Origin of the sequence: Paenibacillus sp. Aloe-11, assembly GCF_000245715.1 — a bacterium.
GTDB lineage: Bacteria > Bacillota > Bacilli > Paenibacillales > Paenibacillaceae > Paenibacillus > Paenibacillus kribbensis.
Window position 1 is genome coordinate 16,071 of the sequence record NZ_JH601043.1, and the last position, 11,069, is coordinate 27,139.

8 protein-coding genes, 1 pseudogene and 1 riboswitch are annotated in these 11,069 nt (G+C 46.9%); of the genes and pseudogenes, 2 read left to right on the forward strand and 7 right to left on the reverse strand.

Translation table 11 applies throughout. From position 1 onward, the window contains the following. Positions 1 to 523: 523 nt before the first annotated feature. The 4 genes from WG8_RS02255 to WG8_RS02270 all read right to left on the reverse strand — a co-directional run bounded on the left by WG8_RS02255 (position 524) and on the right by WG8_RS02270 (position 3,585). The gene (locus WG8_RS02255; RefSeq protein ID WP_007428439.1) at positions 524 to 1,174 is read right to left on the reverse strand and encodes an amino acid ABC transporter permease; all 651 of its coding nucleotides are present in this window, start codon (positions 1,172 to 1,174) and stop codon (positions 524 to 526) included. Positions 1,175 to 1,188: 14 nt separating this feature from the next. Further along, the gene (locus WG8_RS02260) at positions 1,189 to 1,848 is read right to left on the reverse strand and encodes an amino acid ABC transporter permease (RefSeq protein WP_007428440.1); all 660 of its coding nucleotides are present in this window, start codon (positions 1,846 to 1,848) and stop codon (positions 1,189 to 1,191) included. 126 nt (positions 1,849 to 1,974) lie between these two features. Further along, the gene (locus WG8_RS02265; protein ID WP_007428441.1) at positions 1,975 to 2,805 is read right to left on the reverse strand and encodes a transporter substrate-binding domain-containing protein; all 831 of its coding nucleotides are present in this window, start codon (positions 2,803 to 2,805) and stop codon (positions 1,975 to 1,977) included. A 42-nt stretch (positions 2,806 to 2,847) separates the two neighbouring features. Next, positions 2,848 to 3,585 (reverse strand): amino acid ABC transporter ATP-binding protein, encoded by a 738-nt coding sequence (locus WG8_RS02270; RefSeq protein WP_043890702.1) that lies wholly within the window; start codon positions 3,583 to 3,585, stop codon positions 2,848 to 2,850. 319 nt (positions 3,586 to 3,904) lie between these two features. On the opposite strand from WG8_RS02270, the gene WG8_RS02275 reads away from it, so the two are divergent. Then, a complete protein-coding gene (locus WG8_RS02275; protein WP_007428443.1) occupies positions 3,905 to 4,372 on the forward strand; it encodes a cupin domain-containing protein in 468 nt (155 codons plus the stop codon). Between the two features lie 115 nt (positions 4,373 to 4,487). Here the strand turns inward: WG8_RS02275 and WG8_RS02280 are convergent, their stop codons facing one another. The 3 genes from WG8_RS02280 to WG8_RS02290 form a co-directional block, all read right to left on the reverse strand. Then, positions 4,488 to 5,156, reverse strand: a complete 669-nt coding sequence (locus WG8_RS02280) for a class D sortase (protein ID WP_007428444.1) — start codon at positions 5,154 to 5,156, stop codon at positions 4,488 to 4,490. A 114-nt stretch (positions 5,157 to 5,270) separates the two neighbouring features. Beyond that, positions 5,271 to 8,858 carry an LPXTG cell wall anchor domain-containing protein gene (locus WG8_RS02285; protein WP_007428445.1) on the reverse strand — a complete coding sequence of 1,196 codons (3,588 nt, stop codon included), beginning with the start codon at positions 8,856 to 8,858 and terminating at the stop codon, positions 5,271 to 5,273. A gap of 191 nt (positions 8,859 to 9,049) precedes the next feature. Next, positions 9,050 to 9,131: riboswitch (cyclic di-GMP riboswitch) on the reverse strand. A gap of 49 nt (positions 9,132 to 9,180) precedes the next feature. Next, entirely contained in the window at positions 9,181 to 10,062 is an 882-nt protein-coding gene (locus tag WG8_RS02290; protein ID WP_007428446.1) for an AraC family transcriptional regulator, read from the reverse strand. Positions 10,063 to 10,657: 595 nt separating this feature from the next. On the opposite strand from WG8_RS02290, the pseudogene WG8_RS27720 reads away from it, so the two are divergent. Continuing rightward, a pseudogene (locus WG8_RS27720) lies at positions 10,658 to 11,069 on the forward strand (DUF445 family protein); the annotation flags it as partial.

An 11,069-nucleotide genomic window follows, 5' to 3' on the forward strand; every position in this document is an offset into this window, starting at 1 on the left:
CTACAGAACCGCAGCCTGAGCCTTGGTCTGCTCCGGCAGCAGGCTACAAATGGTATGATCCAAGAACGTACAAGCCCGGCTCCTATGGAGCGGCTTCATAACCAGCGAAGAGCACGCGAGGCTCTAGCTAATCCAAGCCAACCGCTTGATCCCTTGGGGATTAAGCGGTTTTTTTCTTAACAAAAATTTAACCTGCGGTTGGTTATAATATTACATTTTGTTCCAGAAAGGTCGCGCTGCTGCTGAATCATTGGTTTTTTCAATGATGTTCATAGCATAACCATAATTGGTATATCCATATACGTGCCATAACCCCACAGCCCGAGTCCCTTGCAGCAGTTCTGGACCATTCACACTTTTGTATTATACCTATTGTACGGGGAGCTCCTCAGGGTCAGGTTGAGCTGATTTATCGCTCTGATCGTTACCTGGGAGAAGCAGTGAAGCGATTGAATTGAAAAGATACAGTCCGGGCTGATACAGGGTTCAAACTGGCGGCAGCCCTGATGAATGCCAATAGGCTTTAATGTGTCCGAACCTCCAGCCTGCGTGCAATCAGCGACATACTGTAATTGACAGTAAAGTACAGGAAGGCGGCGAACAGCAGAGCCGGAATGACGAAGGATTGATTTTGACCGCCGACAATCTGGATGTTATGCGTCAGCTCCGGCAAACTGATTATGACAGCCAGTGAGGTATCCTTGAATAGGGAAATAAACTGGCTGACAATGGGTGGAACCATGCGGCGAAGCGCTTGGGGCAGGATGATATGCCATAAGGTGCTGGAATAGCTCAGCCCGGAGGAACGTGCGGCTTCCACCTGTCCTTTATGAACCGAATTGAGGCCGCTGCGTACAATCTCTGCGATCATGGCCCCCTCGAAGATCGACAGTCCCGTAATGGCTGCCCACTTGAGAGAAATGGAAAAACCGATGGATGGCAATACCATGCCGATGAAGAAAATAATGAGCAATAATGGAAGATTGCGAATGAGATCAATGATAAAGGCTGCAACCTGTGAAATGACAGGTAAGCGCGTAAAGCGCAGGATGCCGAATACAATACCGAGAGCAAAGCTGAACACGATAGAGTAAATGGCGACCTCCAGCGTTAGCAGGAAGCCCTCCAGTATAAAGCGCACATTAGGCCATACAAACAATCCGCTGAAATCCATGCAGGCTTCCCTCCTTAGGATGTTTTGGACAGACGTCGCTCCATGTACAGTACAAGAAAGCTGAGCGGAACCGTTAGTGTAAGGTACAACAACGCCGTGATGGCGTAGACTGTGATGGGCAAGAAAGTGTCCGAGTTAATCAGATCCGAGTAATACATCAGGTCCAGTCCGGCTACAATGGCCAGTACGGAAGAGTTTTTGACCAGATTGATGAATTGGTTGCCAATCGCAGGCAGTACGACTTTGATGGCTTGCGGCAAAATAATGCTGATCATCGTCTGGTTGTAGTTCAGCCCGGAGGACCTTGCCGCTTCAAATTGACCCTTGGGAACAGCTTGGATACCGGCACGTATGGCTTCCGCAATAAAGGAGGCTGTGTACACGGTCAATCCAAGTGTTCCAGATACAAATCCGTCCAAAGGGATGCCCAAAGTGGGAAGCCCGAGATAAAAAAACAGCACCACGATGAGCAGCGGGATATTACGAATAACCTCTACATAGACGGTGCCGATCCAGTTAAGCCATTTAAAAGGCGCAATTCGAAGGATGGCGATGACAGCTCCCAGAACAAAGCTGCCAATCAAGGCAATCACGCTGGCTTGGACGGTATGAAGCAAGCCTTCTCTGAAACGGTCGCCATGATCGAAAAGTACGTTGATATCAAAAGTAAGCATCTGCGCATTTACCTCCTTATCCAAAAGCTATGGGGTATCCGGGGGTGGATGAAATTGTCCTCCTGGTGTGGTGTACAGCAGAAAGAAAGGAAGGAGCACGCAACCTGCGGCTCCTTCACAAGAGTATTATTCGGGTTTAACCCCAAGCCATTGCTCGTGGAGCTTATCGTATTCACCGCTGCTTTTTAATTCCTTGAGCGTATCATTAATGGCTTGCAGCAGTTCAGGCTGTCCCTTCTTCACTGCAATGCCGTAAGGTTCCTCTGTGAAGTTCCCGCCTACAAGCGTATAATTCGGGTCTTGCTGCTGCATACCGAGCAGAATGGAGTTATCGGTGGTCAACGCCTCCCCTTTGCCTGCCTTGAGGGCGTTGAAAGCATCCTGATAGTTTTCGAACTCCAATATCGTTGCTTTAGGTGCTTTTTCGCGGATATTTTTGGCGGAGGTAGAGCCTTTAACGGCGAGTACCTTGGTATCAGGGGTCAGAGACTCCAGTCCGGTGATGGGGCTTCCTTTTTTCACGAGCAGAGATTGCCCGGCGTTAAAATAGACGTCGCTGAAATCGACCTGCTTTTTACGTTCATCGGAAATGGTCATGGTTGCGATAATAGCGTCGATGTCCCCGTTTTGCAGCAAGGTGATGCGTGTTTTGGACGTGACTTCCTTTAATTCAAGCTTGGTTTCATCGCCCAGAATATGTTTGGCTACAGCCTTGGCGATGTCGATATCAAAGCCTTCTACTTTCCCGCTGGCCGGGTCTTTCAGACCGAACAGCTTGGTATCGTATTTTACACCCACGACCAGCTTGCCGCGCTGTTTGATTGCTTCCAGCCCGTTGGCCGCTGCCGTCTCATTCCCCGGCGTTGCCGCTTCTTGCTTGCCTCCACAGCCTGCCAAGATGAGCAGACAGGATACGGCTACCAGTACCAAAGCACTCCATTGAAATCCTTTTCTCATTAGAACGATCCCCTTTCGATTTACGCCACATTGGTAGTCTGTTTAATGATGAATCAAACGGCTCAGGAACAGGCGAGCCCGTTCTTCACCCGGATTCTGAAAAAATTCGGCAGGCTGACTGTCTTCCAAAATCTGTCCTTTGTCCATAAAAATCACGCGATCCGCCACTTCGCGGGCAAAGCCCATTTCATGCGTGACGATGACCATTGTGATACCCTGATGGGCGAGCGAGCGCATGACATCCAGTACCTCCCCGATGGTTTCGGGATCAAGAGCTGAAGTAGGCTCGTCGAACAGCATAATTTTTGGATTCATTGCGAGCCCGCGGGCGATTGCAACCCGCTGCTGCTGCCCACCGGACAATTGAGCGGGATAGCTCTGTGCCTTTTCCTCAATGCCGACACGTTTCAGATAGGTGATAGCTGTTTGGGTAGCTTCTTCCCTGGAGATACCCAGCACCTTCATGGGTGCAAGTACAATGTTCTCAATCACCTTTTTGTGGGGATACAGATTGAAATGCTGGAACACCATCCCGATATTGCGGCGGAAGGCGTTGATATCAATCTTTTTGTCATGTACAGGTATTTCGTTGACGATCAGTTCCCCATCCGATATCGTCTCCAGACGATTGATGCAGCGAAGCAGGGTGCTTTTACCTGAGCCGGAGGGGCCGATGATCACGACCACCTCGCCCTCCTTAATCTGAAGATTGATGTTTTTGAGTACATGGAAGTGACCGTAATGTTTGTTTACATTGCGAAACTGGATCAGAGAGCTCACCCCTTTTAGGCTTGGATACTTAGCTTGGTAGACGTACTGACATGATCAAGCTCTATTAAATGTTCAAAATTTCCTCTCATGATACTATAAGTTTACAATAAAAAACAAGATTTTATGTCATAAAAGTTTACGTTAATTATCTATTGGTATACTTCGTTACTAGTTTATATGATGAAATCGAGTGAATATTCACAATTTAATGTTATTAAATTTGACATAAAATAATGATGTTCGACATGCGAAGGGAGAAACGTGACAAAAGCAACGCTATGTTTTACAGTAGGGAGGAAGGAATTTAGGGTAAAGGAAGGTTAGTACAATGACGAAAGCTATTTCACCGCTTGTAACGGCATTGGGCATGGAGCCCCATCCGGAAGGCGGTTGGTACAAAGAGATGTGGAAGGCTCATTTTCAAATTCCAAAACCCGTGCTGCCGGATATATACTCCGGTCCGCGCTTTGCAGCTTCGTCGACTTATTTCTTGCTGCATCCGGGCGAGTTCTCTGAGTGGCATGTTGTGCATTCAGATGAGCTGTGGCTTTATCATAGCGGGAGTCCTGTGGAGTTGAAGCTGGGTGGAAGCGGAGAAGAGCCCGGTGAAGAAACTGTCATTATCGTCGGTCCCGACGTGGAAGCCGGACAGCATCCGCAAGCGCTGGTACCAGGTACGGTATGGCAAACGGCGCGGCCGCTTGGAGATGAGCCTGTACTGGTAACCTGTGTTGTTGCACCGGGATTCCACTTCGATGATTTCAAGCTGATTGCCAAAAATAAAACTGAATCTTGATGTGCATATTGGGCGGGTGTATTGCTGTATCTCAACAGGAATCACCCGCCTGATTTATTTTTATTCGCAGGTTGAGGCATTCATGAACTTAGGTATTCATGAAGTTGCCTTAAATTCAGGTGCTTAGTTTAGCCTGAACAATGAGACGATGAGTGGGGGCTACAAGAGGGTTGCATGTAATCAGGGTGAGCAGCTTTTGCTTTTTGAAGCTCTTCAGAACAGACACGTCCGTAGGATCGACCACCTTAATGCTATAGACTTGATACACATATTGCTCCCCTTGAGTGTTAACAACGATCTCATCCCCGAGCTTCATTTCATTCAGCCGATTGAATAACCGCCCGGGAGTACGAGCCCGATGAGCAGCAATCGCGGCATTTCCCACCTGTCCCAGTGTCCCCGTTTCCGCCATATGTACAGCCGCATGCTTCATGTTTTGTCGAGTTGCGCCTTCCAGTACAGGCAGCTTCAAGTGAATACGGCTTATGCTAATGGTAGCTATCGGAGTTTGTTCATCGGCATTTGCGACGGGAGCAGAGGCCGGGGAAATGCTATGCCGTGCTTCGCTGATCGAAGCTTCCGTAAACCGAGTAGACAATCGAGTATAGCTATCCGCAAGCTGGGGATTTAATGCCGCTTCTTTTTTTTCGGGTGGAAGCTCTGCTGCCTTTAATAATAGCTCATGCTGTTCTCGATCCTCATTCCATTCCGTGGCTTTAGGAAACAAGACCAAGAGTATGCCCAAGAAGATAAACGCGTAGGAAAGTTTGCGCAGCCTCAGCAAGTTCGCCCCCCCTAAGCAATGTGCAGATATGCAATATTTGTGAAATAACACCCCATTTCCCGGCTCACTCCAACGGAAATGGAATGAGCCGAAAATTGGGGCAGATCATCACTTTTATTTTTTGTTTGTCTTTCTGAATTTTAAAAATACACCCCACAGAATCATGGCTATACCCGTCAAATAGAACGGAGCGGGGCTGCTTTCTCCCGTTTGAGGTAGTTGGTGTACCTCAGGTGTATCCTCTGGATCTTCCGGCTGTTTCCCCGGAACTTTGGGGTGAGCCTTAGGTCTGGGATCGTCTTTCGTCGCTGTAGGAGTCGGCGGAGGCGATGGATCTTGCTGTGGCAAGACGACTGGTGGCACGGGCAGAGTCTTGGGTTTATCCTGATCCACTGGCGGCGGTACAGGTGCAGGCTCCTCCTGTGGAGGGACTATGTCCTTCGGAAGCTCGGGCTGTGACGGAGGAACGTTTATTGACGGCGTATCTGGTATTTCCGGATCATCGTCATGTTTTTTACCTGGGCCTCCCGGATGGGTAGGCGTTCCCGGTTCTGTAGGTTTTGTGGGTTCTGTCGGAGTTCCGGGATCTACTGGCGGGTCAGGCTCGTTTTTCTTTTCTTTTTTATTGGTGATGACAATCTGCTTCATACTGGAGCTTTGCTGGAGTGTGCCGTCTATTCTAATCTCAAGCTTGCTCCTGGTTATTTTATAGCCCTCCGGTGCTGCCAGCTCTTCCAGGATGTAATCATCATGCAGCAAGGAGGAAAAGACAATTTTGCCGTCCGCATTGGTGGTCTGAATGAGCGGTGCTCTTTTTTGGGCCTTATCGTAGAGTGCAAACCGCGCTCCTGGTAGTACCTTGTCAGGTCTATCCTGATCCACCTTGGTCAGCTCAAGGCTTTCGGTTATGCCCCCGCCGGAACCGGAGCCGGAAGACGTACGCACGATAATTTCCTGACTAGTCTCCCGCAGCTCTGTCGTCAGGCGATCTCCTTCAAAGGAAACCTTGTTGCTCACCTTGGCTTTGTCCTCAGCGTTAATGAATGATTGATATTCAAGGATAAAAGCAGAGGAAATATCCTTGGCGAAAGCAAGCTCAAAAGTTTGCTGACCTGGGGCGTCGGTCTTGATAAACAGCTTGTAATCTTGATCTCTGATCAACTCGGTGCCCTTGGCGGTATTTCCGTTGGCGGCAATGGTTGTAGCGTATACGTGAAAAGAATCCTCGATTAGTATCTGATTGCTGCTGGGCTGATCTATAATTTTGACGTTGGACACATGTGACTGTCCTTCATTGATACGGATGCTCCAGTCGATCTTGTTTCCATTTTGTGTTCCCGCTTTAGATACATATTCCCCGCCATGAGGGATCGTGACTTGGGCTGCCCATTCTGAGACCGTTTTTTCTCCATCCAGCAGCAGGGCTTTATTGCGGATTTCCTTTTCGATCAATTCCCCTTCCAGTGAAGTTTGAAAGGTAATCCAGTAGGGGGTCTGCATCTTATTTTTGAATTGGATACGTAATTCTTGACCATTTTGCTCTGAGGGAGGGATGATGGTGTATTGATCTGCCGGGATTTCAGCTCCTTTTTGTACGCCATCCCACCATCCTAGCAAGGTCATATCGTATATTTTTATGGAGCCGGGCACTAGCTTCTGGCCTTGCAGCAAGGGATCTCTCACTTCGGCATGGTTCAGGGCCTTGCGATTGTAGTTGGCTTTAATGTCCCATGTAATGAGCTTGGAGTTTGCATTATAGCTTCCTTGCTTGGCCCCGTTCCGTTGTGTCATAAAGTCTGGCCAGATCGGGCATTCTACTTCGTACGATGAGGTGTCCCCGTTTTCATACTGATACTCTATAGTGGATCTATTGCGAAACTCAGGCTTACTCGTATCCGTTTTCCAGTCATTATTATAGGTGGTTGAATATTTAATCGTGTATGCTTGCTGAATAGTTTTATGAAAAATGAGCGTAAAACCTTGCTTGTAATCCTGTGATAGCGGAACCAGTTCATAATCTGTGGGCGCGTGCAGCTCTGTTGTTCTGTCAACGCTTTGAATTTTCAGCGTGTTCGGCAGCAAGGCCAGGCCGCCGTTAGGAAATACATCTCGAATGACAATATTTTTCATGGTGTATAGATCGGTATTCATGGTAATCACCCAAGGTATGATTTTGGTGTTGTAGTTGGGTGTGTCATACGCTTTAGTCATGACTCCGCTTGTGATTTCCGTCGATACGCTCTTTTCGGTTCCATCGGAGGTTATGATGTTTGTGATTTTTTCATTTTCATAGACACGGCCCCTGGCTTGGGTCTGATATCGGATCGTATAGGCTGAATCTACGTCAAAGTTGAATTGAAGCTTGAAGCCGTTTCGGTCAGGATAGTCGACAGGGATGACGGTGTACGCCCAAGCAGGTAGCTCCTCCAAGGTGTTACCCTTAAATACCTTCAGTGAGCCTGGCAGCAATTTTTGAGTTTTGTTGAAATGATCAATCAAGAGAGCTTGGGACTCGGGGATTTTTTTCTCACCGAAATTATATTTTATGGCCCACGAGAGTGTTTGTGTGGCATGATCATATTTTTCAACCTTTTTGGACAAAAATTCACCACGCTCCACCTGAACAGTGGCGGTAGCAGAAACGTTCTCTATCGTATCTCCTGAAAGAGTCGCTGTGTTGGAGAAACGAGATTCGTCGCCCATAATGCGGGTGGAGTATTGAATCTGATAGGCAGTACTAATGCTCTCGTCTTGAAAGCGAATCACCAATCCTGTCCCGGCCTGATCCGTTTCAATGGCATATTTACTCGTGTTCACAGGATCTCGAACGACGGTGGAGCCGTCGATATTGACTTGCAGATGATAGAGTTGAACAGAGTCTTTGATGAGCTCCAGCCCTGAAGGAGTGGGATCCGTGATGAGGGCATGCTTTACGGTGTTTAGCTGCTTGTTCACATCAATGGTCCAGTCAATCCGATTGGTGCCGTCGGGTTTCCCTTGTTTGCTCAGGGTTGGCCCTGACTGGGGTTTGACATTCACGATGACCGTTTGGACCCCGCCTTTAATCGGAATCGCAATGATGATCTCGGTGCTGCCTTTTACCGTTTCCTTGGTGAATTCGGTTTTGATTTGCAGCTTGCCGCTGACATTGGAGTGATTCTCTACATATTGGTTAAAGGTCATGATAACCTTGCCCTGACGATCTACGGTGAAGCTGCCTACGGTTCCGTCGGTGGTTACCAATGGAGATGAGATATCCGTGTAGATGACAAACTGTTCCGGTAATTGGAAGGTGAAGGTGTCTCCAGCTTTGTAGGTATTGTCGGGAAGTTCCCATTCATACCCCAGTTGGATGGCTGATCCGATATCCAGTTGACTGCCGGGGTTATATACCGCGTCAATGACTCGCCCCGCTTCATCCGTCAGGATCAGCTTGGTTAGTATGCTCTGTGGAGCCGTTGCAGCATGAGGTTCAGCGTTTGCTGCTGCCTGAACGATAGGGCTCGTGTCGGAAGGAGCCTCCATGGCAGGTTCAGGATTTGGGACGCCGTATACTGCATCCGTAATGGGTTGTGTGGGATCGACAACAGCACTTTGCGGCAGTTCGGGGGCTGGAGTATCTGCGTAAGCCAGCGTTGCACTGAAAAAACTTTGGATAATGAGCAATAAGGCAATGATCATAACATTTATTTTTGTTCCCATGCTCCAAGTCATTCTCCTATTCATTGTAATATGGCAATGCTTCCGAGATTAGTATATTCAGCATGCTAGGTTGGCATGACTATCCCAACAGAAAAAAGCCCTGATCTTAGCGATCAGGGCTTTTCTTCGAGAGAGGCATAGTATTTTGTTGTAGATTTATGTAAAAAAGACATAATAAAAAGCTCGTTCATTTCGGTGGCTGGCTACCATCCGCTGGAGGAAGGCCCTATAGCTTTGCGTCACTGCCTTTCGACAGTTTTGCCATTATCGTGAATAGCTTGTACGTCTATCGTCTATCAAACTGAATTTATGTGACCTCTCTTTATAGCTTGGAACGGTTTCCCCATTTTTTACGGAAGGAATGAGGAGTTTCTCCTACATGTTCCTTGAACAGATTAATAAAATGGCTCGTATTGGGAATCCCTACGTATCTCGCAATATCTACAATGGACATGCCACTGGTTTTAAGCCAGGTTTGGGCAGCGGTGATGCGGACATTAATGAGATAATCAATAGGTGAGAATCCAATTTGCTTTTTGAAATTTTTAGCCAAATTAAACTTGTTTAATCCGAACATGTCTGCCAGCGAGTCCAACGTAATACGTTCATTGTAGGACTCATCCAAATATTGCTGCACCCGACGTACTTCGCTGAGCGTTTCTGCATTCACATGCGGACGATCGTAGGGATGCTGCAAAATGCATGTCAGTATTTCGGCAATGAGTCTGGACGTTAGCAGTTCGGCGGAAAGGCTTCTGTCAGACTGCCCGCAAATCAGAGCATGCAGCTTGTCCAATATAGCATATGGATTGTGCATGGATAATACGGGTTTATTATACTTGGTAAATTGTTCGTAAAAATTTTCGATCAGGTTGCCATACAGGTATAAACTAATAAACTCCCAGGATTCATGGCCGGAGGTGCTGTATTGCACATATTCCTTGCAATTAATGAAAAACAAATCATACGGATTTAGAATATACTTCTTGTCCCGGTACAGTAATTCTCCCTTACCAGACAACGTAAAAACAAGCAAAAAGGAGGTAAGTTCTTTCCTTTCCATCGTAAAACCAGATGATTTTTGGAAGTAGCCTATTTCCTGGATATATAAAAGGGATTGCTTGGCAAAAGCGGAGGGAGTGCGTACAATTACGACCGGATCGCCGTTCCAGAGGCCTTTGTTGTTTTTTTGGTCTGTTGTCATATCCAATTCCTTTACAAAGAAGCAATTTTATCAAGCTTATCATAGTTTGATTTATCAATATATAATGGCTGATTAAACATGATTTCCTATTTATAAAATTTTATTTTATCACATCGAATATGTCCATATAGTAAAATAGCAAATTATGTGTGTGAGCTTTGTAAAAGTCGAATAATGTTGAAAGAATCTGGGGATATCATGGATCAAATCCTTTCTGAGGCTAAATACCGGAATGATGCTAAAAAAGGTATCTTATGCCCATTCAACTTTCCTGTTCACTTCTCCTTTCGTTTTAAGAAATTTGGGACTTTGTTCTACCAAAATGGTTCGTAAGTCTTATTATTGAAAATAAGATTTTGGTCCCAGTGTTGTGATGTTGTTCACAAACATGAATGTAAAAAAGAGGATATATGTATAAAAAATTACGCAAAAAATCAGATCATTTAAGGCGCGCCTCACTTTGGAAATCACACAGGCAATGTTATGATGGGTAATACAGGTATAGTGCTTTATTTACTCGACAGTCAGTTTGGAGGATTACAGGATGGGAAAATCAAAAAATACGAAAACCGCAGCGGCTTGGTCGCTCGTTATTCTGGGGGCGGGCTTTGCAGCTACGTTGCCCTTCCAGCAATATGGCTGGGCTCGTTTGTTGGCTGGTGCTTTTGAGGCAGGACTTGTCGGGGGGCTGGCGGACTGGTTCGCCGTCACCGCATTGTTCCGTCATCCGTTAGGTATTCCGATTCCGCATACGGCACTACTTCCTAAAAACAGGGAGAAGCTCACGAATGCATTGGTGAGTACAGTGGAGAATAACTTACTTAACAAAGACAGCATTGCGTCTAAAATTGCTGATATCCGTTTGGCCGATTTAGTGCTGGATGGTGTGGAAAAAGGATTGCGTACGCCGGAAGCTGCGGCATCCATAAATGTTCTTGCCAAACGACTCGTTCAGTCGCTCCCGCTCGCGGAACTGACTCCGGTCATTGTGGCAGAGCTTAAACGGC

Coding starts and splice junctions, on each gene's coding strand:
- WG8_RS02285 (WP_007428445.1), bottom strand. CDS start 8,858: ATGGGAACAAAAATAAATGTTATGATCATTGCCTTATTGCTCATTATC.
- WG8_RS02265 (WP_007428441.1), bottom strand. CDS start 2,805: ATGAGAAAAGGATTTCAATGGAGTGCTTTGGTACTGGTAGCCGTATCC.
- WG8_RS02260 (WP_007428440.1), bottom strand. CDS start 1,848: ATGCTTACTTTTGATATCAACGTACTTTTCGATCATGGCGACCGTTTC.
- WG8_RS02290 (WP_007428446.1), bottom strand. CDS start 10,062: ATGACAACAGACCAAAAAAACAACAAAGGCCTCTGGAACGGCGATCCG.
- WG8_RS02255 (WP_007428439.1), bottom strand. CDS start 1,174: ATGGATTTCAGCGGATTGTTTGTATGGCCTAATGTGCGCTTTATACTG.
- WG8_RS02275 (WP_007428443.1), top strand. CDS start 3,905: ATGACGAAAGCTATTTCACCGCTTGTAACGGCATTGGGCATGGAGCCC.